This window comes from Clostridium pabulibutyricum (genome assembly GCF_058242705.1).
Map to the genome: position 1 here is coordinate 1 of NZ_JBZAYZ010000016.1, position 25,107 is coordinate 25,107.

The 25,107-nt window shown below is 34.4% G+C and carries 21 protein-coding genes and 2 other annotated features; of the genes, 19 read left to right on the top strand and 2 right to left on the bottom strand.

Annotated features, from left to right (window positions below; translation table 11 throughout):
- The first annotated feature begins 698 nt into the window (after nucleotides 1-698).
- The 10 genes from aroF (at nucleotide 699) to leuB (ending at nucleotide 12,693) form a co-directional block, all read left to right on the top strand.
- Nucleotides 699-1,730: a 3-deoxy-7-phosphoheptulonate synthase gene (gene aroF, locus AC4CVH_RS13980; protein ID WP_490788361.1), complete on the top strand. Its 1,032-nt coding sequence runs from the start codon at nucleotides 699-701 to the stop codon at nucleotides 1,728-1,730.
- 28 nt (nucleotides 1,731-1,758) lie between these two features.
- Nucleotides 1,759-2,619, top strand: coding sequence for a prephenate dehydrogenase (locus AC4CVH_RS13985; RefSeq protein ID WP_490788362.1), 861 nt, complete (start codon nucleotides 1,759-1,761; stop codon nucleotides 2,617-2,619).
- Nucleotides 2,620-2,639: 20 nt separating this feature from the next.
- Nucleotides 2,640-3,914: a 3-phosphoshikimate 1-carboxyvinyltransferase gene (aroA, locus tag AC4CVH_RS13990; protein WP_490788363.1), complete on the top strand. Its 1,275-nt coding sequence runs from the start codon at nucleotides 2,640-2,642 to the stop codon at nucleotides 3,912-3,914.
- An 11-nt stretch (nucleotides 3,915-3,925) separates the two neighbouring features.
- Nucleotides 3,926-5,008 carry a chorismate synthase gene (gene aroC / locus AC4CVH_RS13995; protein ID WP_490788364.1) on the top strand — a complete coding sequence of 361 codons (1,083 nt, stop codon included), beginning with the start codon at nucleotides 3,926-3,928 and terminating at the stop codon, nucleotides 5,006-5,008.
- 15 nt (nucleotides 5,009-5,023) lie between these two features.
- Nucleotides 5,024-5,872, top strand: coding sequence for a prephenate dehydratase (locus AC4CVH_RS14000; RefSeq protein ID WP_490788365.1), 849 nt, complete (start codon nucleotides 5,024-5,026; stop codon nucleotides 5,870-5,872).
- A gap of 344 nt (nucleotides 5,873-6,216) precedes the next feature.
- Nucleotides 6,217-7,623, top strand: coding sequence for a branched-chain amino acid transporter BcaP (gene bcaP, locus AC4CVH_RS14005; RefSeq protein ID WP_490788366.1), 1,407 nt, complete (start codon nucleotides 6,217-6,219; stop codon nucleotides 7,621-7,623).
- A 128-nt stretch (nucleotides 7,624-7,751) separates the two neighbouring features.
- Nucleotides 7,752-7,948, top strand: a binding site (T-box leader).
- Nucleotides 7,949-8,009: 61 nt separating this feature from the next.
- Nucleotides 8,010-8,205: a binding site (T-box leader), on the top strand.
- Nucleotides 8,206-8,286: 81 nt separating this feature from the next.
- On the top strand, nucleotides 8,287-9,837 hold the full coding sequence (locus AC4CVH_RS14010; protein WP_490788367.1) for a 2-isopropylmalate synthase: 1,551 nt from the start codon (nucleotides 8,287-8,289) through the stop codon (nucleotides 9,835-9,837).
- Nucleotides 9,838-9,866: 29 nt separating this feature from the next.
- A complete protein-coding gene (gene leuC, locus AC4CVH_RS14015; RefSeq protein ID WP_490788408.1) occupies nucleotides 9,867-11,138 on the top strand; it encodes a 3-isopropylmalate dehydratase large subunit in 1,272 nt (423 codons plus the stop codon).
- Nucleotides 11,138-11,632 (top strand): 3-isopropylmalate dehydratase small subunit, encoded by a 495-nt coding sequence (leuD, locus tag AC4CVH_RS14020; RefSeq protein ID WP_490788368.1) that lies wholly within the window; start codon nucleotides 11,138-11,140, stop codon nucleotides 11,630-11,632. Before leuC ends, leuD begins: the two co-directional genes overlap by 1 nt.
- On the top strand, nucleotides 11,629-12,693 hold the full coding sequence (gene leuB, locus AC4CVH_RS14025) for a 3-isopropylmalate dehydrogenase (RefSeq protein ID WP_490788369.1): 1,065 nt from the start codon (nucleotides 11,629-11,631) through the stop codon (nucleotides 12,691-12,693). Before leuD ends, leuB begins: the two co-directional genes overlap by 4 nt.
- Before the next feature lie 111 nt (nucleotides 12,694-12,804).
- On the opposite strand, the gene AC4CVH_RS14030 is transcribed toward leuB, so the two are convergent.
- Complete coding sequence (locus AC4CVH_RS14030; protein ID WP_490788370.1) at nucleotides 12,805-13,659, bottom strand: helix-turn-helix domain-containing protein; 855 nt, start codon at nucleotides 13,657-13,659, stop codon at nucleotides 12,805-12,807.
- Nucleotides 13,660-13,999: 340 nt separating this feature from the next.
- On the opposite strand from AC4CVH_RS14030, the gene AC4CVH_RS14035 reads away from it, so the two are divergent.
- Nucleotides 14,000-14,212, top strand: coding sequence for a helix-turn-helix domain-containing protein (locus AC4CVH_RS14035; RefSeq protein ID WP_490788371.1), 213 nt, complete (start codon nucleotides 14,000-14,002; stop codon nucleotides 14,210-14,212).
- 160 nt (nucleotides 14,213-14,372) lie between these two features.
- Here AC4CVH_RS14035 and AC4CVH_RS14040 read toward each other — a convergent pair whose 3' ends face one another.
- Nucleotides 14,373-15,017 carry a bifunctional 4-hydroxy-2-oxoglutarate aldolase/2-dehydro-3-deoxy-phosphogluconate aldolase gene (locus tag AC4CVH_RS14040; RefSeq protein WP_490788372.1) on the bottom strand — a complete coding sequence of 215 codons (645 nt, stop codon included), beginning with the start codon at nucleotides 15,015-15,017 and terminating at the stop codon, nucleotides 14,373-14,375.
- Nucleotides 15,018-15,256: 239 nt separating this feature from the next.
- Here AC4CVH_RS14040 and AC4CVH_RS14045 point away from each other — a divergent pair, with 239 nt between their 5' ends.
- The 8 genes from AC4CVH_RS14045 (at nucleotide 15,257) to AC4CVH_RS14080 (ending at nucleotide 25,054) form a co-directional block, all read left to right on the top strand.
- A complete protein-coding gene (locus AC4CVH_RS14045; protein ID WP_490788373.1) occupies nucleotides 15,257-16,276 on the top strand; it encodes a zinc-binding alcohol dehydrogenase family protein in 1,020 nt (339 codons plus the stop codon).
- Nucleotides 16,277-16,310: 34 nt separating this feature from the next.
- The gene (locus AC4CVH_RS14050) at nucleotides 16,311-17,561 is read left to right on the top strand and encodes an MFS transporter (RefSeq protein ID WP_490788409.1); all 1,251 of its coding nucleotides are present in this window, start codon (nucleotides 16,311-16,313) and stop codon (nucleotides 17,559-17,561) included.
- A 177-nt stretch (nucleotides 17,562-17,738) separates the two neighbouring features.
- Complete coding sequence (locus AC4CVH_RS14055; protein WP_490788374.1) at nucleotides 17,739-18,770, top strand: LacI family DNA-binding transcriptional regulator; 1,032 nt, start codon at nucleotides 17,739-17,741, stop codon at nucleotides 18,768-18,770.
- Nucleotides 18,771-18,856: 86 nt separating this feature from the next.
- The gene (locus tag AC4CVH_RS14060; protein WP_490788375.1) at nucleotides 18,857-19,810 is read left to right on the top strand and encodes a sugar kinase; all 954 of its coding nucleotides are present in this window, start codon (nucleotides 18,857-18,859) and stop codon (nucleotides 19,808-19,810) included.
- A 130-nt stretch (nucleotides 19,811-19,940) separates the two neighbouring features.
- On the top strand, nucleotides 19,941-20,612 hold the full coding sequence (locus tag AC4CVH_RS14065) for a GntR family transcriptional regulator (RefSeq protein ID WP_490788376.1): 672 nt from the start codon (nucleotides 19,941-19,943) through the stop codon (nucleotides 20,610-20,612).
- Nucleotides 20,613-20,777: 165 nt separating this feature from the next.
- Nucleotides 20,778-22,388, top strand: a complete 1,611-nt coding sequence (locus tag AC4CVH_RS14070; protein ID WP_490788377.1) for a mannitol dehydrogenase family protein — start codon at nucleotides 20,778-20,780, stop codon at nucleotides 22,386-22,388.
- Nucleotides 22,389-22,409: 21 nt separating this feature from the next.
- Entirely contained in the window at nucleotides 22,410-23,483 is a 1,074-nt protein-coding gene (gene uxuA / locus AC4CVH_RS14075) for a mannonate dehydratase (protein WP_490788378.1), read from the top strand.
- A 230-nt stretch (nucleotides 23,484-23,713) separates the two neighbouring features.
- On the top strand, nucleotides 23,714-25,054 hold the full coding sequence (locus tag AC4CVH_RS14080; RefSeq protein WP_490788379.1) for a gluconate:H+ symporter: 1,341 nt from the start codon (nucleotides 23,714-23,716) through the stop codon (nucleotides 25,052-25,054).
- The last annotated feature ends 53 nt before the right edge of the window (nucleotides 25,055-25,107 follow it).

A 25,107-nucleotide genomic window follows, 5' to 3' on the forward strand; every position in this document is an offset into this window, starting at 1 on the left:
CCTTTTTCCTTATATCCCTTAATCATTCTGTTTATATGTCTAACAGTGCAGCCTAACTCAATTGCAGCTCTCTGCTTGTTACCATTACTATCTATTAACTTCTTAATAACTTTATATTTTAATTCTTCATTCATTTTTAAATATACCTTTCTAATCATGTCCACCTCATTTCTTTGTCATGAGGTTTATTATATTATAAATTTGCTTTTTGGGACATAATCAACTTTGGTATACTAAGACATTATCATCTTTCGTTCATAGGTGATTATGAAATTTTATATTTACTATTGACATCCGCTTGAAAACTGATATAATTAGTGACAAATAAATACTGTTTATATTTTAAATTTTGGAGGAATTTTTATTATGAAAAATATCATTGGAAAGGGAATTGAAAGCAAAAAGTATTACTTTAACTTTAGCTGGGGCTATTTTTATTTTAGCGCTGCTTACTTCTTTTGCAAAAAAATATTCAATTCGTTTCTAATGAGAAGAAATAATAATTTAAATACAAAATTATGGAGAACAGTCTTACAGGTATATTAAGATTGCAAGGTGTATTTAAAGCAGAACCTCATTAGAGGCTCTGCTTTTTTTATATGCTGAATTGATTTATAATCCGGAGTATAAATTATTTTTGGCCAATATCAATTAATTCGATTTAAATAAAAAAAATTATGCAGATAGGAGAATCAATTATGGTAATAGTTATGAAACCTCATGCACCTCAAGAAGAAATATTGACATTGAAAAAGAAACTTGAGATGGAAAATGTAAAAGTTAATGTTTGGAAAGGTGAAGAGTGCAGTGTACTTGGATTGATTGGAGATACTTCAAAAATAGAAGCGAGCAAAATTCAAGCAAACCAATATGTTGAAAAAGTTCATAAAGTTCAGGAAAATTATAAACTTGTGAATAGATTATTTCATCCAGATGATACTGTAATTGATGTGAATGGAAGAAATATAGGAGGAGGGGATATTTCTGTAATAGCAGGCCCTTGCTCTGTGGAAAATGAAAATCAGATAGTTGAGATAGCCAGAAGTGTCAAAAAAGGCGGCGCCAAATTTTTAAGAGGTGGAGCTTTCAAGCCAAGAACATCGCCGTATAGTTTTCAGGGACTTAGAATGGAAGGACTTGAACTTTTAAAGCTTGCAAGAAAAGAAACAGGACTGCCAATAGTTACGGAAATAATGTCTGCCAATATGATAGATGAATTTGTTGAAGATGTAGATGTAATTCAAGTTGGAGCCAGAAATATGCAAAATTACGAATTGCTTAAGGAACTTGGCAGAACAAGAAAGCCGATACTTTTAAAGAGAGGTCTTTCAGCTACAATTGAAGAGCTTCTTATGTCGGCGGAATATATAATGTCTGAAGGGAATAAAAATGTTATACTCTGCGAGAGAGGAATTAGAACTTTTGAAAATTATACAAGAAATACACTTGATTTAAGTGCAATACCTGCAATAAAAAAATTAAGTCATCTTCCTGTAATAGTAGATCCAAGTCATGCGTCAGGTTTGTGGTGGATGGTTGAGCCTCTTGCAAAAGCGGCAGTTGCAGTTGGAGCGGACGGACTTATAATTGAAGTTCATAATGATCCTGAAAATGCATTATGTGATGGACAACAATCGATAACACCGGATAGATTTGACAGACTTATGAAGGATATAACAAGACTTGTTGATACAGGAGTAAAGCAGGAGTATAGTTCTGCAAGAGTATAGATAATCCGGCTTTTGGAGGGGATAAGGTTTGGAAGATTGTGGTTTTGGTGATTTTAATATAGCTATTGTAGGAGTTGGACTTATTGGTGGCTCCTACGCAATGGCACTTAAAAATTTAAATACAGGTTGTATAATTGGAGTGGACAATAATTTAAAAACCCTACACAAGGCTTTGGATATGAATATAATTGACCATGGATATGACAAGCCAGGTGAATTTCTTAAGAATATAGATATTATAATAGTAAGTTTATATCCGAAGGACACTGTTGAATTTATAAGAGAAAATATGAAATATTTCAAGACTGGAGTTATTATAACTGATACCTCGGGTGTAAAAAAGGTGGTAGTCGATTCTGTTGATTCATTTCTACCTGAAACTTTTGAATTTGTTGCAGGACATCCAATGGCGGGCAGAGAATACAAAGGGATAGAATATGCAGATGGTTCCATATTTAAAGATGCAAATTATATAATAACACCCGGAACTAAAAGTAACAGAAAAGGTATTGAACTTATAACTTTGATGGCTCAAAAGCTTGGGTGTAAAAATGTGGAGTGCATTTCACCCGAAGAGCATGATCGTATAATTGCGTATACGAGCCAGCTTCCACATGCGATAGCAACAGCACTTCTTGGTAGTCGTATGGAGAACGTAAATTCTGAATTGTTCGTAGGTGGAAGTTTTAAAGATTCAACAAGAGTTGCCATGATCAATTCAAAATTATGGACAGAACTCTTTGTATTAAATTCAAAAGACTTATCTGATGGAATAGAACGATTTCAAAAGGTGCTTTCCAGGATAAAGAATGATATAGATAATAAAAATACTGGCGATTTGGGGGAAATGTTTGAGGATGCAATGATTCAGGCCAAAAAAATTCATTGATACATAAAAGGGGAGTTCAGATGAAGAATATTAAGATTGTTCCGTGCAAACTTGGTGGAGATATAAAAGTTCCATCTTCCAAAAGTCTTTGCCATCGTAGTATTATATGTGCTTCACTTTCGAAAGGCAGAAGTACAATACAAAATGTATATTTTTCAAAAGATATTCTTGCTACAATTGAGGCGATGAAGTCACTTGGAGTTGAAATCAACACTTTTGAAGATTCAGTTTGTATAAATGGTACTGGAAAAGTGGTTTTGGAAAACAGATCTATATTTTGCGGTGAATCAGGGTCTACACTCAGATTTATAATACCTGTAGTTTCAACACTTGGAGAGGAAGTTGTCTTGTCAGGTGCTGGTAAGCTCGTTGAAAGGCCTCTTGACGTATATTACAAGATTTTTGACGAGCAAAAAATATGTTACAGCAATTCAGAAGGTAGATTACCGCTTCACATAAACGGAATATTAAAAAGTGGAAACTATAAAATAAAAGGAGATATAAGCTCACAGTTTATTACAGGATTGTTGTTTGCACTTCCATTATTGGAAGGGGATTCTGAGATAGAGGTGACTACAGAACTTGAATCAAAACCTTATGTAGACATGACACTTGACATGCTTCAAAAATTTAATATCCATGTAGTGAATGAGAATTATGAAAAGTTTATAGTAAAAGGCCGACAGCTTTACAAAAGTTGTGATTATTATGTGGAAACTGATTTCTCACAGGCTGCATTTTTTCTTGTGATGGGAGTATTGGGAAACAAAGTTTCATGTCAAAAAATGAATATAAATTCACATCAGGGTGACAAACATATAGTCGATATACTTAAAGAGATGGGCGGAAATATTCAAATATTGGATAATTGTATAACTGCAATTCCATCTAAGACAAATGGTGTTATAGTGGATGCTGCGCAGTGTCCGGATCTTGTACCGGTTATTGCATCTATTGCTGCAGTAAGCAATGGAGTTACAGAGATTATAAATGCATCAAGACTGAGATTGAAGGAGTCGGATCGACTTCAGGCAATATCTTCGCAGCTTAATAAAATAGGTGCTGATGTAAAAGAAAAAAAAGATGGCCTTGTTATAAATGGAAAAAATAAATTAAAAGGTGGAGTAGTGTCAAGTTTTAATGACCATAGAATAGCCATGGCACTTGCTTCGGTTTCATCAATGTGCAGTGGGAATCTTGTAATTCAAGGTGCGGATTGTGTGAATAAGTCGTATCCGGATTTTTGGAATGATTTTGCGAAAATTGGTGGACATGTGGAATATATTGAAGATTAGGAGTCTTGCATATGAGTGGAATTTTTGGTAAAAACATAAAGTTGTCGATTTTTGGGGAGTCGCATGGAGGTGCCATAGGTATCACAATAGATGGTTTGAGAGCAGGTATTGAGCTGGATTTTGACTATATAAAAGAGCAGATGTCAAGAAGGGCTCCCGGCAGAAGTAAATTTACTACACCGCGAAAAGAAAAAGATGAATTTGAAATATTGAGTGGGTATTTTAATGGAAAGACAACAGGAACGCCATTGTGTGCAATAATAAGAAATGAAGATAAACATTCGGGTGATTATGAAAAAACAAAAAAACTTTTAAGACCAGGACATGCGGATTTTACTGGATTTGTCAAATATGGAGGCTTTAATGACTACAGAGGAGGCGGACATTTTTCTGGAAGGATTACAGCACCGATTGTATTTGCAGGAGCTATATTCAGAAAAATGCTTGAAGAAAAAGGGATATTTATAGGAAGTCATATAAAAAGTATAGGGCAGACAGAAGACATTGAATTTTTTAATAAAGTTTCTGTAGAAGATGATTTGCTTAGAAATCTTTCAAGGAGTAGATTTCCGGTTATGGATTATGAGTCTGGAGAAAAAATGAAAAATGAAATTCTTGAAGCAAAAGCTGAGGGTGATTCTGTAGGTGGAGTTGTGGAAACTGCAATTGTCAATATTCCTGCAGGATATGGCGATCCGTTTTTTGACTCTATGGAAAGTGTGCTTTCACATCTTGTTTTTTCGATACCTGCTGTTAAAGGAATTGAGTTTGGAAGTGGTTTTGAAATTTCACACATGAAAGGCTCCAAAGCAAATGATCAATATTATATTGATGACAACAATGGTATAAAAACAAAGACGAATAACAATGGAGGAATTCTTGGAGGGATTACAAACGGTATGCCTGTAATTTTTAGAACTGCTGTGAAACCTACGGCATCTATACTTAAGGAACAGAATACTGTGGATATTAGTAAAATGACGGATTCGTCAATTAAAATAGAAGGGAGACATGATCCCTGCATTGTACCTAGAGCTGTTCCTGTTATAGAAGCAGCTGCTTCTATAGGAATTGCTGATCTTATGGATATGTGATTAGGGGGCATATTTGTGGAAAAACCAGAATACTGTAAATTATATAAAATAGGATTTTATGGTGAAAAGGCATCTTTTACTCATCAGGCTCTTCAAGAATACTTTGGAGATTGCAAGAATACTGAAGGGTATAGTGAATTCAAGAGTGTATTTAAATCTCTTGAAACAAATGATATAAAGTATGGTGTACTTCCGCTTGAAAATTCTTCTACTGGAGGTATAACAGATGTATATGATCTGCTCAGAAAATACGGATTTCATATAATAGGAGAAAAATGTGTAGGTATCAGGCATAACCTTTTAACAATAAAAGGGGCTGAATTCGAAGATATAACAGAAGTATATTCTCATAATCAGGCTTTCCTTCAGAGCAGAAAGTATCTTGAGGATAAAGAATGGAAATATATACCGTATTTTAGTACTGCTGAAAGTGCAAAGTATATAAGTGAAGCCGGAGTAAAAAATAAGGCTTGTATAGCCAGTGAAAAGGCTGCAGAATTGTATAATCTAAATATTATGCAAAGAGAGATAAATTATAATAAAAATAATTATACTAGATTTATAATTGTGGGGAAAGATATTTGTTTTGACGGGGATTCGGATAAGATAAGTGTGATATTTACCCTTGAACATAAGGCTGGTACTCTTTGTGATGTGTTGGAGATTTTTAAAAACAACAATCTTAATATGACAAGAATAGAATCAAGACCAAAAACCGATACTCCCTGGGAATATTTTTTTTACGTAGATTTTTATGGAAATATGTTTGACGATGTTGTAAAAAATGCTGTTGAAAAAATTAAAAAAAAGTGTAGGTATTTTAAGCTTCTTGGAAATTATAAATCTGATTTCAAGATTGAGTAAACAAGCCGGATAAGAATTAATTTTATTAATTTTTATCCGGCTTGAATTTTGTTTGTATAAAATACATTGACAACAATTAATGAAAGATAGAAAAATATATTATTCAATTATATATATACTTAAAAATAATATATAAAAAGATAACGTTATAAAATATTCTTTTATCAAAAAGATACCTTAAAAATTTACTATATGCTATTGAATTAAAAATAAAATGGGAGTATTATAATAAAAAATGCAATATTAAAATATTTTTTATAATTTACCATAACAGAATCAGAATAGTGAATTATAAAAGTAAAGCTTATTGTTCAGTTCTTTATTATTATGAATGGAGGAATAGTATGAAAGACATTTTTAGAACTAAGGCCATAGATGCCCTTATGGATGAGACTAAAAAAGATGGCGGACTTGAAAAGGTACTTGGAACTTTTGGACTTACAATGCTTGGAATTGGGGCTATAATAGGTACTGGAATATTTGTGCTTACAGGAGTGGCTGCTGCTAATTATTCAGGACCGGCACTTGTAATTTCATTTGTTATAGCAGGTATTGCCTGTGGGTGTGCTGCGCTGTGCTATTCAGAATTTGCGTCAATGGTACCGGCAGCTGGCAGTGCGTATACGTATGGTTATATAGCATTGGGAGAATTTTGGGCATGGATTATAGGATGGGATTTAATACTTGAATATGCTTTTGCCATTGGAACTGTATCTATAGGATGGTCTGGATATATAGTAAATATATTCGGGGATCTTGGAATAACCTTACCGCAAAGTTTAACTGTAGCACCTTCTTCGGGAGGAATTATAAACCTTCCAGCAGTAATTATAATTGCGTTTGTAACATTTGTCAATGTAATAGGTGTAAAACAGAGTACTACTGTAAACAACGTAATAGTTGGTATAAAACTTGTAGTTATTGCTCTATTTATAATACTTGGCATTTCACATGTAAATTCTTCAAACTGGCATCCTTTTATGCCATATGGATGGAGCGGAGTTGTGTCGGGTGCGTCGGTGATATTCTTTTCCTATATAGGATTCGATGCAGTATCTACAGCAGCTGAGGAAGTCAAAAATCCACAAAAGGATCTTCCAAGAGGAATTATAATTTCCCTTATTGTATGTACAGTTCTTTATATAGTTGTTTCAGCCATACTAACAGGAATGGTTCCGTATTTAAAGTTCAAGGCTACTGCAGCGCCAGTTGCTTTCGCTCTTCAGCAGGTTGGATATCATTGGGGTGCTGCACTTGTATCAGTTGGAGCTATATGTGGACTTACATCGGTAATATTGGTCATGATGTTTGGACAAACTCGTGTATTGTTTGCAATGTCACGAGATGGATTGCTTCCGAAGTTTTTTGGACATGTACATCCCAAATATAAAACTCCTGCAAGAAGTACACTGCTTGTAGGAATTGTAACAGCTGTAGTTGCAGGATTTATTCCAATAAATGTAGTAACTGAGCTTACAAATATTGGAACGTTGTGTGCGTTTATAATAGTATCTGCAGCAGTTATGATTCTGAGAAAGAAGGATCCGGAAAGAAGAAGGGTTTTCAAATGCCCGTGGGTTCCAGTAATACCTATTTTATCAATAATATTCTGCGGTGTACTTATATTTAATCTTCCACGTATAACTCAGATTAGATTTGTGATATGGCTTGTTTTGGGTCTTGTAATTTATTTTGCTTATGGATATTATCATAGCGCCATTGTAACGGAGAATCAAGAAAGAGGTGCGTGATTTCAAGCTATGAAGAGGGGGGGAATTTCTACGTGGATTTCCCTCTGTATTTTTATATTGCATAAATTAAAAAAATATATTGACAGATTTCAAAGTGTATATTATACTAATCCCATATTAAATGTTGATTAGAAACTGTGAAAGGGAAAAGTAGGTTTATTTCATTTTTCAAGCGAGTGAGGTTGGTGAAAGCTCACATGTTGTATAAATCGAAGCTCCCCCTGGAGTTGGCAGGCTGAATTAAAAGTAGGCTGTACCGGTTTTAAACCGTTATTCAATTAAGAAAAAAATTGGGTGGTACCGCGACAGATCCATCGCCCCAGAGCGATTGAGACCTGTTTTTTTGTGCTTAATTCCAGACATATTAAGTTAAAAATACAAATAATTTAAAGATATTGATGGAGAAAAGTAGATTTATTTAAATTCAAAAGAGAGTGGGGAAAGGTGAAATCCCATGAATTTTATAAATTGAAGCTCACTCCTGAATTGCAGACTGAATTTAAAGTAGGTCACGCCGGCATTGGTCGTTATTTAATTGAGAAGAAAATTGGGTGGTACCGCGGCACATCTTTCGCCCCAAAGCGAAGGATGTGCCTTTTTATATTAAAAATTTTAACTGGCCATTTAAAATTAAAAATATTTTTATTATTTGGAGGAATCAATATGGAAAGTAATAAGGTTTATATATTTGATACTACAATGAGAGACGGAGAACAGACACCGAGGGTGAACTTGAACATGAAAGATAAGATAGAGATTGCAAAGCAGCTTGAGAGAATGAATGTTGATGTAATAGAAGCAGGGTTTCCAATAGCCTCCGATGGAGACTTTGAAGCCGTAATGGCAGTAGCTAAAGCTGTTAAAAAACCTGTAGTTGTTGGACTTTCAAGAGCTGTAAAAAAAGATATAGACAGAGCATGGGAAGCTTTGAAATATGCTCAAAGATCCAGAATACACACATTTATAGCCACATCTGACGTGCATATGAAATACAAACTGAAAATGAGTCAGGATGAGGTGTATAGAAAGGCAGTTGAAATGGTCAAGTATGCGAAATCAATTTGTCCAAGTGTTGAATTTTCACCGGAAGATGCTACAAGAAGTGATCCTGGGTTTTTATATAAAATTGTTGAAGGAGTTATAGATGCAGGAGCGGACATAGTTAATATTCCCGATACTGTTGGATATGATATGCCTGATGAATTCGGTGAATTTATTCGTGGAATAAAAGAAAATGTGCCTAATATAGACAGGGCAATTATAAGTGTTCACTGTCATGATGACCTTGGGATGGCAGTTGCAAATTCAATAGCTGCTGTAAAAAATGGAGCAAGGCAGGTTGAATGTGCTGTAAATGGTATAGGAGAAAGAGCTGGAAATGCTGCATTGGAAGAAGTTGTGATGGCAATTGAAACCAGAAAAAGTCTTATAGGCTGTAGGACGGATATTGTAACGGATGAAATAGTAAAAACAAGCAAACTTGTAAGTCATGCTACTGGAATGCCTATTCCAAATAACAAGTCTATAGTCGGGGCAAATGCGTTTGCTCATGAGGCGGGAATACACCAGCATGGGGTTTTGGCATGCAGATCAACCTACGAAATTATGACTCCCGAGTCCATAGGACTTAAAAGAAGTACCTTGATTATGGGAAAACATTCTGGAAGACATGGTTTTGCACAGCATTTAGAAGAGCTTGGCTATGATAATTTAAGCGAAGACAGCATAAATGAAGCATTTAAAAAGTTTAAAGACCTTACAGGCAAAAAGAAAATTATATCGGATGAGGATATAGAGACAATAATAAATCATGAAATATTTCAGGTTCCTGAAGCATATGATCTCAAGTATTATCAGTTTTCAAGCGGAAATACCATGGTTTCAACTTCAACCATAGAGTTGAAATATAAAGACAAAAATATAAGAGAGGCAGCTTGTGGAGATGGCCCGGTTGATGCAGCTTTCAGGGCTATTGAGAAGGCATCTGGAATAGATATAAAACTTAAAGATTATTTTATAAGGTCTATAGGAAGTGGAAAAGATGCTATTGGGGAAGTAACAGTGAAAGTTGAAAAAAACGATAGAGTATTTACAGCGAAAGGCATGAGTACTGATATTGTAGAGGCAAGTGCAAGAGCTTTTGTGAATGCAATAAACAGGATACATTATGAAATGGGAGATAACACGCATAAAACTGAATATGGGCGAGTGTGATTTTACAATTGAAGAGATAAGAGGAGGAGATAAATATGGGAATGACTATGACTCAAAAAATATTAGCAAGACATGCAGGACTTGAAAGTGTGAAATCTGGGCAGCTGATTGAGTGTAAACTCGATATGGTACTTGGAAATGATATAACTACACCTGTTGCGATAAGGGAATTTAAGAAAGCGGGCTTCACGAAAGTATTCGACAGAAAAAAAATCGCCATAGTTCCAGATCATTTTTCACCTGCAAAGGATATAAAATCAGCTGAGCAATGCAAATGTGTTAGAGATTTTTCACATGATAAGAAGATAGAAAATTATTTTGAAGTTGGACAGATGGGAATTGAACATGCACTTCTTCCGGAAAAGGGTCTTGTAGTTGCAGGGGAAGTAATAATAGGGGCAGATTCGCATACTTGCACCTATGGTGCACTTGGTGCTTTTTCAACAGGCGTTGGAAGTACTGATATGGCAGCTGGTATGGCTGTGGGAAAAGCGTGGTTCAAAGTGCCGGAGGCAATTAAGTTTGTATTGAAAGGCAGGCTTCAGAAGTGGGTTAGCGGAAAAGATGTAATTCTCGATATAATAGGTAAAATCGGAGTTGATGGTGCACTTTATAAATCCATGGAATTTACAGGAGACGGTGTTTCGTCACTCTCAATGGATGACAGGTTTACAATAACAAATATGGCGATTGAAGCCGGTGCCAAAAATGGCATATTTGAAGTTGATGACAAGACTCGGGAATACATGAATGAGCATTCCGAAAAACAGTATAATATGTATACTGCAGATGATGATGCAGTATATTCCGAGGTTATAGAGATTGATATGTCAACTATAAAACCTACAGTGGCATTTCCTCATCTGCCTGAAAATACAAGAACAATAGACGAAGTTGGAGATGTATCCATAGATCAGGTAGTAATAGGATCATGTACAAATGGAAGAATAAATGACCTCAGGATAGCGGCAAAAATAATGGAAGGCAAGAAAGTGAACGGGAATGTAAGGGTAATTATAATTCCTGCAACACAGAATATATATATTCAGGCAATGGAAGAGGGGCTTGTTAATATATTTATAAAGTCCGGAGCTGTTGTAAGTACTCCAACCTGTGGACCTTGCCTCGGTGGATATATGGGAATACTTGCAAAAGGTGAAAGAGCGATATCAACTACCAATAGAAATTTTGTGGGAAGAATGGGACATCCTGAAAGTGAAGTATATTTGTGCAGTCCGGCTGTGGCGGCAGCATCTGCAATTACCGGAAAGATTTCATCGCCAGAGGAGGTAGTAAAATAATGATAAATGGGAATGTAATAAAGTATAAAGACAATGTGGATACGGATGTAATAATACCTGCAAGATATTTAAATACAAGTGATCCCAAAGAGCTGGCTCTGCATTGTATGGAGGATATAGATGAGAATTTCACAGAAAAAGCTAAAGAAAGAACAATAATTACTGCAGGTAAAAATTTTGGATGTGGTTCATCCAGAGAGCATGCACCTATAGCTATAAAAGCATCCGGAATAAAATGTGTTATAGCTGAGAGCTTTGCCAGGATATTTTTTAGAAACTCGATAAATATAGGACTGCCTATAATGGAATGCAGTGAAGCTTCGAAGGATATAGACGATAACGATGAAATATCAGTTGATGTAACTACTGGAACTATAAACAACCTGACAAAGGGGAAAACTTACAAGGCGGCTCCTTTTCCTGAATTTATGCAGAAAATTATAAACTCTGATGGACTTATAAACTATTTAAAAAAGGAAGTGTCAGATAAATGAAGATAGCAGTTATAAGAGGAGATGGAATTGGAAAAGAAATTATTGGGGAAGCAATAAAGGTACTTGATGCGGTTGGAGAAAAATATAAAGTGGAATTTGAATACAAGGATGTACTTTTGGGAGGGGCAGCTATAGATGCTACAGGAGGACCTATTCCCAAAGAAACTATATATGTATGTAAGGATAGTGATGCTGTTCTTCTTGGTGCGGTTGGCGGACCTAAGTGGGATCATATACCAAGTAATTTAAGACCGGAAGTTGGACTCCTTGGTATTAGAAAAGCACTTGGAGTATTTGCAAATTTAAGGCCTGCAATTTTGTTTCCTCAGCTTAAATCAGCTTCAAATTTAAAACCGGAAGTTCTTGGAGATGGTTTGGATATAATGATTGTAAGAGAACTTATAGGAGGAATCTATTTTGGAGAAAAAAAGAGAGTAGCAATCCCGGAAGGAGAAAAAGCATGGGATGTAATGGCATATTCAACACCTGAGATAGAAAGAATCTCGAGAAAGGCTTTTGAGATTTCGAGGAAGAGAAATAAAAAAGTTACTCTTGTAGATAAAGCAAATGTGCTTGAAAGTTCGAGATTGTGGAGAGAAACTGTTACTGAAATTTCAAAAGAATATGATGATGTAGAGTTCAATTGCATGTATGTAGATAACGCAGCAATGCAGCTTATAAGAGATCCTAAACAATTTGATGTTATTGTTACTGAAAATACATTTGGCGATATATTAAGTGATGAGGCGTCCATGCTTACAGGTTCACTTGGAATGCTTCCTTCTGCAAGCATAGGTCGGGGAAAAGTCGGAATTTATGAACCAATTCATGGCTCGGCACCAGATATTGCAGGCGATGATAAAGCAAACCCAATTGCAACGATTATGAGTGCTGCCATGATGCTTAGATATACTTTTAATATGGATGAAGCTGCATTGGATATAGAAAAGGCTGTATTAAAAACTCTTGATGAAGGATATCGTACTCCTGACATTTTGGAAGAAGGTAAAAAAGTTGTTGGAACAAAGAAAATGGGAAGCTTGATAGTGGATTCCATATGAATCTTAAGACTGTTCTAAAATTATAGAACAGTCTTTTTTTCTATTTTAAGCCATACTTTACTTAATTAGGCGAAAATTCGCTCCAATTATGACAATGTCGCTCGACATTATTCAGCTTTGTTTGTATGGTATCCCACTTATAGACGAATGTTTGAACTTTTCTATAATACTCTTTAATATAAAACGTTCGGTTTCAGATGACGTTCTTAAGCAGTTTATTATATTTTTTTCATCGCAGGATAATTTTTCTGGATCCTTACCGGTGCCTGCAACTGTAGCTGTTTGATTACATATTAAGGAACAATTAAATATCTTTGACAACTTGATTGTGGAAGTAATATCAGGTGCTGTTTTAGCTGAGATATAGTCTTTTATCACATTTTCAGGTATACCGCTTATCTTACTAAGAACGCTTATATCGACTGTATATTTTTTAAGTAGTAACTTTATTTTTTGCCCTATATCAGTTGTTTTTTGAGTTCCGAAATTCATATTTGAACTCAATTTGCTTATTGTGGACGGTTTAAATAATTTTTCGAGAGAAAAACATTTAAAATTAGAAAGAATTAATAAAAGTTCGTGTGGTTTTGGAAGATAATCTCCGTTTTCAAAATGCTCTAAAGAGTTATATTTTATACCTGTTTTTAAACTCATATTTAAAATTGATATGTTATTTTTTACTCTTATTTCCCTGAGACGTTTTCCAAAATACTTTAGTTCAATATTACTGATATTTGTATCGTTTTCTGTATTATTTGGCAGGGGAACCTTTCCATCATTTTTTAAAAGCCAATCTGTAGATACATTGAAATAATTTGAAATAGCAATTATTATATCAATTCCAGGCTTTCTTTCTCCTTTTTCTATTCTCCCCAGATTTGTAATATTAAGTGTATTCATGAGCTGTCTCTGACTCATATTGTTTATTTTCCTAATATAAGCAATTCTTTTACCCAAGGTGTTCATATAGCTGCCTCCTTTTATGAATTAAATGTATATTTGTGCATAAAAATATATATTTGGATAATATATGATGTTAAATGACAACATATATATTGACATGATGTCATATGACATATATAATTAAATTATGGAGGAAAACTCATCCAAAATAATAATACTCTAAATATAGCATCACTAGTTAAAATAAGAAATCATTTGTTTAATTTATCCTTATTTAAGATCATTATAATAATATAATTATTAGTTATTGTTATCTTATACAGTAATTAAACATCGAAGTTTGTAGAATTATCTGTAGCTATGTATATATTTTACTGCAATTTATAATATAGGAGGGGTGTTTTTGAACAAAAATAAATTATGTGATTTTGGATTATATGTTAAAACTAACATAGTTAAACTTGGACTGACACAGAGACAATTATCCAGTGAAACTGGAGTTCCCGAAAAATATCTTTCAAAAATGCTTTATGGGTTGAGGTCAGGTAAGAAATATAGAGATAGAATTATCAATTTAATTGAAAAAAAGAAAAAAATTAAAATGAAGATAGCTTGAAAATTAAATTTATAGTATAAATATCAAGATCACCTAAGATAAGATAGAATTTTTCAGGGATGCTTGTAGAATAGTCAAGACTAGCAATTGAAGATTTAAGTGTTATATTAAAAATTCAATTGCTAGTCTTAATATATGAAAAGATTTAAATTTTTAAACGTTAATTTCTAGCTTCTTTTACTCTGCGTGTAAATTCTTTTGCAGTCTCGGTTATTTTATTGTAATCTCCGGTTTTTGCACCGCCTGTCAATTGTCCACCGACACCTACAGCAATACATCCATTTTTTATCCATTCTGCTACATTGTCGATGTTGACTCCACCGGTTGGCATTATAGGAACTTGAGGAAGTGGTGCTTTTATGCCCTTTACAATACTTGGACCATATGCACTTCCAGGGAATAATTTTATAATGTCGGTACCTGCTTCCATAGCTTTTACCATTTCAGTTACGGTCATACATCCAGCCATGTAAGGTATTTGGTATCTATTGCACAGCTTTGCAGTAGCCAGGTCAAAATCAGGACTTACTATGTATTTTGCACCTGCAAGTATGGCTATTCTGGCAGTTTCACTATCTAATACAGTGCCTGCTCCAACTATCAATTCTTTGTCCGAAAACTTATTTTTTAATGAGGTTATAACTTTATCTGCCCCGGGTACAGTGAAAGTTACTTCTATTGCAGGTATTCCGCCGTCTATGCATGCCTTGGAAATCTTTTCTGCAGTTTCTGAATCTTCGGCTCTGACTACGGCTACTACGCCGACTTCTTCAATTCTTCTCAAGGTTTCAATTTTTTCAATCATAATCTATCTCCCTGCCTAAATATTTTAATTATACATTTATATGTTTCATTATATAAAACATTGTTTCATATATCAAGATATAAATCCATAATCGGGATTATTGTACAAATTTAAATTATAACAATATATGTAATAATTTATTCATAACTACCATATAAGTATGGTAGTATGAAAACCGAGGGGGGAGTTGTGTTTTTTCAAATAGAAAAAATATTTATAGGAATATAGGGGATAACAATATGAAAGTTGCAAGGGTCTATAAAAAAGATGATTTGAGGTTAGAAGATGAAGAAGTGCCCAAAATTGTAAATGGCAATGATGTACTTGTAAAAACGAAAAGGGTAGGTATTTGCGGATCGGATGTGCATTTATATCATGGCGAAAATCCACTTTCAGTATTGCCTAGAGTTATGGGACATGAGGTTGTTGGAGAAATTGTCCAAGTTGGCGAGAATGTAAAGGATTTAAGAGAGGAAGATCATGTTGTAATTGAACCTATTAGATATTGCGGTAAATGTTATGCATGTCGTCATGGAATGCCTAATGTCTGCAGGAATTTAAGTGTATTCGGGGTTCATGAAGATGGAGGAATGAGGGAATATTTCACGGTGCCTGAAAAGCAATGTCATGTAATAAATAAGAAGCTAGACTGGGATACGGCAGTGCTTGTAGAACCTTATACCATAGGTGCCAATGCTACATCAAGAGGTGATGTTGGAATAGGTGACAAGCTTCTTGTCCAGGGAGCGGGACCTATTGGAATATGTATTCTTAAATTAGCCAAAGTGAAAGGTACAGAAGTAATGGTAAGTGATATTGTACCTGAAAAGCTGGAATTTGCCATACAAAATGGCGCAGATAGAATTGTTGATATATCAAAAGAAAATATAAATGATGCGGTGAAGAAATGGACAAAAGGAGATGGCGTGAATAAAGTTATAGATGCTGTAAGTATTACGAAAACGTTTGAAATTGGATTGGATGTAACCTCACCAGCAGGAACTGTAGTCGTACTCGGGTTTTCAGAAGACAAAGCTTCAATCAGCCAACTGCCTATTACAAAAAAACAGCTTACTATTGTTGGAAGCAGACTTCAATCGTATCAATTTGCAAATGTAATTAGATTAATGGAAAGTGGAAATTTGAAGAATGACGGATTAATTACTCACAGGTTTGAATTTAAAAAAGTTCAAACAGCATTTGATTTTATTGACAAACATCCACAAAAAGTAAAAAAAGCGGTATTGATATTTGAATAATTAAAATATTGAATAAGGAAGTGTTTATGTGAAAATGGATTTAAAGTCTAAAAGAAAATTTATTTTGGCAATGCTTTTCTTATGTGGAATTATTAATTATCTTGATAGATCAGCGCTTTCAATATCAGCTACACATATTGAAAAGGAATTTATGCTTACTCCCGGGGAGTTTGGCATTATTTTCAGCTGTTTTTCTGTAGGATACGCTGCGTTCAATGTAATTGGAGGTGTTGCCGCCGATAGATTTGGTCCTAAAGATACTTTGCTGGCAGCTCTAATTGTTTGGTCTATATTTAGTGGTGCAGTTGCAATATCAGTTGGATTTATAAGTTTAATGGTTATAAGAATTATTTTTGGCATGGCCGAGGGACCACTTTCTACTACAACTAATAAAACCATTGATTTATGGTATCCTTCCAATAAAAAGACCTCTATCATGGGGATTGCATCAAGTGGTACACCTCTTGGAGCCGCAATTTCCGGACCGGTAGTTGGACTCATTACAATTTATTTTAACTGGAGAATATCATTTGTAGTTATTATGCTTGTTGGTTTGATTTGGGCATTTTTTTGGTGGAGATATGTTGATGATAGACCACCGGCAGATATGACTCAGGAGAAAGTTAATACAACAGTAAAGTTAGTAAGCAAAATAAAGATTACTAGTAAGTTAAAGCTATCATTTTATTTGAGGCAAAAGGTAATTATATTCACAGCATTGGCTTTCTTTGCATATAATTATATTTTATTTTTCTTTCTAACTTGGTTTCCAAGCTATTTAACTGATTCGCGAGGCATGTCGCTTAAACTGGTTAGCGTTATAAATGTTATTCCGTGGACTTTGGGATTTGTGGCAATAGCATTTGGCGGGGTGTTTTCCGATTTTCTTGTAAAAACTGTTTTCAAGAACAATCCGCTTCTTTCAAGAAGAATTATTATAGGATTTGGTCTTCTTTTATCAGGCGTATCAGTTTTTTCTGTAGTGTATGCCAGTAGCAATATGTTGGTCATTACTCTAGTGGCCATTGCTGTATTCTTTCTATATTTTACGGGAGGAATTTACTGGGGAGTTGTGGATGATATTGTTGATTCAAGTAGTGTAGGGTCAGTTGGAGGGGTAATGCATGGAATAGGTAATTGTGCAGGAATTTTGGGACCATCTGTTACCGGGTTTATAATTCAATTTTCAGGGAGCTATATATCAGCTTTTATTCTGGCTGGAATTATAGGCATTGCTGGTGCTGTTGGAGCATTGGCATTTATAAAACAGATAAAGCTTGCCTGAACTTGAATAATAAAGGCCGATGGGAAACTGAATCTCCTGTCGGCTTTTATTAAATGGCTTGAATTTGTGATATAAATTAGTATATTTTATGTATTGAAATGAATGTAGTGTTATGTTAATATAAAATCATAGTAAATCGGTTTCTAAATATATAATTACAGAATGAGGATATCCACTATGAAGGAACAAAAAAAAGTTACAATTGACGATGTTGCAAGGGAGGCAAAGGTTTCCAAGTCAACGATATCAAGGTATTTAAATGAGAAATTTGAGTTTATGTCAGATGATACGCGAGACAGAATTCATAAAGTAATAAGTCAGCTGAATTATAGACCAAGTAATACGGCAAGGACTCTAAAACTTAAGAAAAGCAGTCTTATAGGAGTAGTCATGGCCGACTTGACAAATCCATTTTCATCTATGCTGATAAAGGGAATTGGGGATGAGTGTAGGAAATATGACTATAATATTATAATAACCAATTCCGACAATGATAAAATCAAAGAAAAGCAAGACATAATGTCATTGATGGATCAGAACATAGACGGACTTGTGATTAATGGCACAGGTTACAATGAAAAATTTGTAATGAGGATTCAGCAATTAGGAATACCTGTTATTATGCTTGACAGGGTAGTAAATCCCAAGTTTTTTGATTGTGTGACGAGCAATAATTTTGAAATGACATTCAATGTGACTAATTACATGATTGATCAGGGATTTGGAAGCTTTGCAATGTTTACTCCTGATGTAGGAAAAATAAGCGCCAGACGTGATAGAAAGAAAGCATTTATTGAAGCATGTTCCAGCAGGCTTGATTCAAGTAATTTTAATGTGTATGTATGTGATAATGCAAATTTGGATAAGACAAAGCAGGATTTAATTAGTTTTGTAAAAAATAATTCTGGGAATAAAGTAGTTTTTGCAGCTAATGGAGTAACTTTACTAAATTTATTACATGTAATAAATGACATTAATTTAAAAATACCAGTGGACATAGGAATTTATGGATATGACAACTGGGGATGGGCATCACTTATACCGCCTGGAATTACGACTATATCACAACCTACATATGCTATGGGAGTTGAATCTGCAAAGATACTCTTAAAAAAATTAGGTGGTGACTCTGAAAAAACATCTTGTATATATTTAAAATCAAGATTGGAAATCAGAGGATCAACACATTTAAATAAAGAATCAAGTTAATATTGGCGATATTTTGTTTTTATATAAACCGGTTTCTAAAAGTTTTGTATTGCAGAAGTGTTTATAAATATAGAGGAGTGTAATTTATGGGTGAGTTTTTGACTATTGGAGAACCGCTGACTTTATTTGGAGCAAGTGGAGCTGGTGAAACAGACAAGGAATTGAAGGATGTAAAATTCTTCGAAAAGTTTTTAGCAGGGGCAGAAGTAAATGTTTGCGTAGGGTTATCAAGACTTGGACATTCTACTGAGTATATTACAAAACTCGGTAAAGATCCATTTGGTGATTTTATAAAGCAAAGCATGGAAAGTGAAAATATAGGTACAGATTATATAGGGTCGACTGAAAAGTATTTTACTGGATATCAATTAAAATCCAAAGTTAGCGATGGAGATCCTAAAATTTTTTATTTCAGAAAAAATTCTGCTGCTTCTCATTTTTCTAAGAATGATTTGGAAGCTTTAAACTTGACGGATGTGAAACATGCACATTTGACAGGTATATTTCCTGCATTGTCGGAGAATTGCAGGCAGGCTGTATATGAATTGATAAAGCTGTTGAAGAAAAATAATATAAGGATTACTTTTGATCCCAACTTGCGTCCTCAGCTTTGGAAATCAAAACAGGACATGGTAAATGTAATTAATGATATTGCGTTTAAAAGTGATATTGTTCTTCCTGGTATAAGTGAAGGATTGATTTTGACTGGAAGTGATAATCCAGATAAAATTGCTGACTTTTACTTGAATCATGGAGTTAAAGTTGTAATTTTAAAGCTTGGCAGCAGGGGAGCTTTTGTAAAATCTAAAGAAAAATCCTATGAAGTCAAAGGTTTTAAAGTTGACAGGGTTGTAGATACTGTTGGTGCAGGTGATGGATTTGCAGTTGGAGTTATAAGTGGACTTTTGGAAAACCTTTCAATTAAGGACTCGGTAGAGAGGGGTACTGCCATAGGTGCACTTGCTGTAATGTCTTTAGGAGATAGTGATGGATATCCTTGCAGAAGTCAACTTGAGAGTTTTATGAAGAGCCGTGCATAATGAGAAATAATGCGAATGTAAACTTTTCCGGTTTTTTATAAAAAATATATTGAATTTATAAAAACATATGCTATAATTTACTTATAGCTACCATGCAAGTATGGCAGTATAGAAATGAAGGAGACAGATTATGGCTTTTCAAATCGGAAAAAATTTAACTAGCAAAAAACTGTATCATATTTTAAAGGAAGATATAGTACAACTTCATCTTGAGCCGGGTCTCAGCATTTCAGAGAAGGGGATCTCAGAGAAATTTTCCATCAGCAGAACTCCAGTCAGAGAAGCGTTTTTACTTTTATCCAAGGAGGGACTGCTTGATATTTATCCACAAAAAGGTACTTTTGTGTCATTGATTGATCTGAATTCTGTGGAGGAAGCAAGATTTCTCAGGGAACATATGGAGAGAGCTGTTGTGAAGCTTGCATGCAATGAATTCCCGGAAGAAAAAATAATAGCATTGGAAATGAACTTGAAGATGCAGGAGTTGTACATTGGAAGTAAAGATTTTATAAAGGTATTTAAACTTGATGAAGAATTCCACAAAACTATTTTTGAAGGATGCAGAAAGAGCAGAACATGGAATACGATTTGTCAGGTGGAAGTGGATTTTCAGCGTATTCGTATGCTTACACTGTGGTCAAACCTTAATGTAAATGATGTATATCTTCAGCATAAAATTATAATTGAGGCTATAAAGAACAAAGATTCTAACAAGGCTGATGAAGTTATGAAAAATCATTTGATGAAAGTAAATTATGATTTGGACGATGTAAAGAAGAGGTATCCGCAGTATTTTATGTAAATATGCAAAAAAGAGGACATCGATAAATATATTTAGGCTATATTAATCGATGAAGACCTCTTGAAATATAATACAACATAATTTTAACACATTTTTTATTATTATACTATAATCTATTTTTTATAAATAAATTAAGTGAAAATATTACAAGGAGGTAAGAATAAAATGCTAAGTTTGGACAAAAAAGGCATAAAAAATGAGTCTGAATGGAAAAATGCCGGAATAAAGCTTCCAAAGTTCGATTATGAAAATATGTGCAAAAACACTGAAGAAAATCCAGTATGGGTTCATTTTGGTTCAGGCAATATATTCAGGGGATTTATAGCAGCACTTGATCAAAAACTTCTGGATGGGAAAAGTGAGAAGGCAGGAATAACTGCAGTTGAGACCTATGACTATGAAATCATAGACAAAATTTACAAGCCACATGACAATTTAAGTGTCCAGGTTATAATGAATCCGGATGGAAGTCTTGAAAATACCGTAATTGCAAGTGTAGGCGAAAGTGTAGTTGGAGACAGCAGCATAAAAAAGAACTGGGATAGATTAAGTCAGATATTCAAAGAACCGTCCCTGCAAATTGTGAGTTTTACAATAACTGAAAAGGGATACAATTTAAAAAAACTTTCGGGAGAGTTTCAGGATGAAGTTATGGATGACATTCAAAACGGTCCGGCTTCACCGAAAAACGTAATTTCGAAGGTTGCAGCGCTTCTTTATACGAGATTCAAGTCAGGAAGTCTGCCGATCGCAGTTGTCAGCATGGATAATTGCTCTCATAATGGTGAAAAACTTTGCAATTCAGTTAATACAATAGTAAATAAATGGATTGAAAATGGATTGGCTGAAAAAGAATTTTCAAGTTATATAAACGACGGCGGCAAAGTTGCTTTTCCATGGAGCATGATAGATAAGATAACACCAAGACCTTCAAATATAGTTGAAGAAAAGCTTGAAAAAGTTGGACTTGCTGATGTAAAGCCTATTGTAACAAGTAAGAACACTTATATAGCACCATTTGTTAATGCAGAGGGACCTCAGTATCTTGTAATAGAAGATGATTTTCCAAATGGAAGGCCAAAGCTTGAAAAGGCAGGAGTTTATTTTACAGATAGGAAGACTGTTGAAAGAGTTGAAAAGATGAAGGTTTGTACATGCTTAAATCCGCTTCATACATCAATGGCAGTATACGGATGTCTCCTTGGGTACAAGCTCATTGCAGATGAAATGAAAGACAAAGAAATAGTCAGACTTATAAATGAAATAGGATACAGTGAGGGAATGCCTGTAGTTGTAGATCCGGGAATCATAGCACCTAAGGATTTCATAAAGGAGGTAATAGAAGTAAGACTTCCAAATCCTAATATACCGGATACTCCGCAGAGGATAGCATCGGATACGTCCCAGAAGGTTGGAATAAGGTTTGGTGAAACAATAAAATCCTATGTTGAAAAGGGTATGGACGTGAAGTCACTTAAATATATACCTCTTGTTATTGCAGGATGGCTCAGATATCTTCTTGGAGTAGACGACAATGGAAACAAATTTGAAGTTAGTCCGGATCCATTATTTGAAGTTCTCAAGGTAGAGCTTTCAGGTGTTGAACTCGGGAAGAGCTACAAGAAAGGCACCATAAACAAGATAATTTCGAATAAAGATATATTTGGTTTGGATCTTTGTGAAGCTGGGCTTGGAGAAAAAATTGAAGATTATTTTGAAGAACTTGTAGAAGGAAAAGGTTCAGTTAGGAATACTCTTAAAAAATATTTGAACTAATTTTTGAAAGGAATGATTTTTGTGAAAATGATATTTAGGTGGTTTGGCAAGGATGATGACAGTGTATCTTTGCAGCAAATACGCCAGATACCAGGAGTTTCTGGTGTTGCAGGATTTCTTCCTGAAATACCGGCTGGAGAAGTGTGGCCTATGGAAACCATACTTGAGTACAAGAAGGATATAGAAGCTCATGGACTTGAACTTGAAGTCATTGAAAGTGTAAATATTCATGAAGATATAAAGCTTGGACTTCCAACAAGGGACAAGTATATTGAAAACTATAAAGAATGTATAAAGAATCTTGGAAAAGCTGGAGTAAGGGTAATATGTTATAACTTCATGCCTGTATTTGACTGGCTTAGAACGGATCTTGCATATAAGCTTTCTGATGGTTCGGAAGTTTTATATTATGATGATGACAAGTTAAAAGGATTGGATCCTATAGAAATAGTTGAGAATACTGCAAAGAGCTCAAATGGATTTTCACTTCCTGGATGGGAACCTGAAAGGCTCAAGGAATTAAAAAAAGTACTCAAGCTATATGAAAATGTAGATGAAGAGAAATTATTTGAAAACTACAAGTATTTTCTCGAAGCAATAATACCTACTTGTGAAAAGTATGATGTTAAGATGGCTGTTCATCCTGATGATCCTGCCTGGAACGTATTTGGTCTTCCAAGAATAGTGCATTCAAAGGAAAATCTTGAAAGAATAATAAACCTTGTGGACAGTCCATATAACGGAATAACTCTTTGTACGGGTTCACTTGGATCAAGTACAGACAACAATATACCTGAAATAATAAGATATTTCGGAGCAAAGAAAAGAATACCTTTTGCACATGTAAGAAATATAAAGATACTTTCGCCTAAGCATTTTCATGAAGTGTCACATCGTTCAGAAGATGGAATTTTTGATATGTACGAGGTGCTTAAAGCATTTTACGATGTTGGATTTGACGGATATATAAGGCCGGACCATGGAAGAATGATATGGGGCGAACAGGCAAGACCTGGATATGGGCTTTATGACAGAGCGCTTGGTGCAACCTATTTAAATGGAATATGGGAAGCAATAGGCAAGTCAAATAGATAAAAAATAGACATTTAAGTTTATAGTTGATCATAATAAGAGTGCATTCCTTATATGGTCAATTATAAAAAAATGTCAAATAAATAAAAATATAAACAAATTAATTATAACATTTATTAGCATAAGTAACAATTATGGAAAATGGTATTAAAAGTGTAAACGCTAACGAAACATTGATTCTTAATAAAATATTTTAATATAAACAAATATTTAAAGTTTGGAGATGTATATTTATGATGACAGGTTATTTGTTTCAGGTATTATGGATTATACTTGGAATTGCAATTCTAGTTTTTTTAATTGTTAAAGCTAAAATTCATACTATTTTAGCACTGCTTATTTCTGGAATATTTATTGCTTTTGCTGAAGGGATACCCATGGCTAAAATTGTGCCGATGATCCAAACCGGGATAGGAAGCATTTTAGGATCGTTGACTTTCATTATAATCTTTGGAGCAATTATCGGAAGATTGATGACTGATTCTGGTGCTTCTCAGCAAATCGCTGATACAATAATAGGAAAATTCGGAATAAAATTTCTTCCATTTGCATTGTTGATTATAGGAAGTATTTTTGGTATGGCAATGTTTTACGAAGTTGCGTTCCTAATTACTTGCCCACTTGTTATAAGTATTGCAAAAGAAGCTAAAGTTCCATATATGAAGTTAATTATTCCAACGGTTGCGGGTTGTACTATGGGGCATAGTATCTTCCCTCCACAGCCTGGACCTATGGCTTTGGCCACTGCGTTTAATGCCAATATATCACTTATATATGTGCTTGGTCTGGTTGTAATTATTCCTTCAATTATTTGTTCAGGTGTAATTTTACCTAAATTTATTCCGGGACTTAATGAAATGCCGTTAAATGATATGATAACAACTTCAGAAGAAAAGAGTGATAGTGAACTTCCAAGTTTCGGTGCCAGCCTTTTGGTACCAATGTTGCCAGCAATTTTAATGATTTTTTCATCCATTATAAAATTAACTGTAAATAAAGGTGATTTCTTATATTCATTTGCAACTTTCATAGGTAGTGCAGAAGTAAGCATGTTGATTGCAGTGGTTGTAGGAATGTTCTTGTTTGGTTTTTCAAGAGGAATGAATGGAAAACAAATTACAGATTCAATGACAAGTGCAATACAGGGAATTTCAAATGTACTTTTGGTCATTGCAGCAGGTGGAGTTATGAAACAGGTTATAATTGATGCAGGAGTTGGAAATACTATCGTAAAATTGGTAGGTAATATGCCAATATCACCGTTTATTCTTGCATGGATAATTACAGTTATAATTCGTGTGCTTACTGGACAAGGTGCAGTTGCGGCAATAACAGCAGCTGGAATTGTAGCTCCAATGGTTACAGCTTTTCATGTTAATGGAGTGCTTATGGTTCTTGCGTGTGCTGTCGGAAGTAATACCATGACGTTAATGTATGATGGAGGATTCCTCTTATTTCAACAAACTTTTGGGATTTCTATGAAGGATACATTTAAAACATGGGGGTTGCTTGAGCTTGTAAATTCACTTGTTGGTTTGGGAGTCGTTCTGATTTTAAGTATATTTATTCATTGATGAGAAGGATATGAGTAATAGAGTGTATTTTTAATACATAACATTAAAAATAA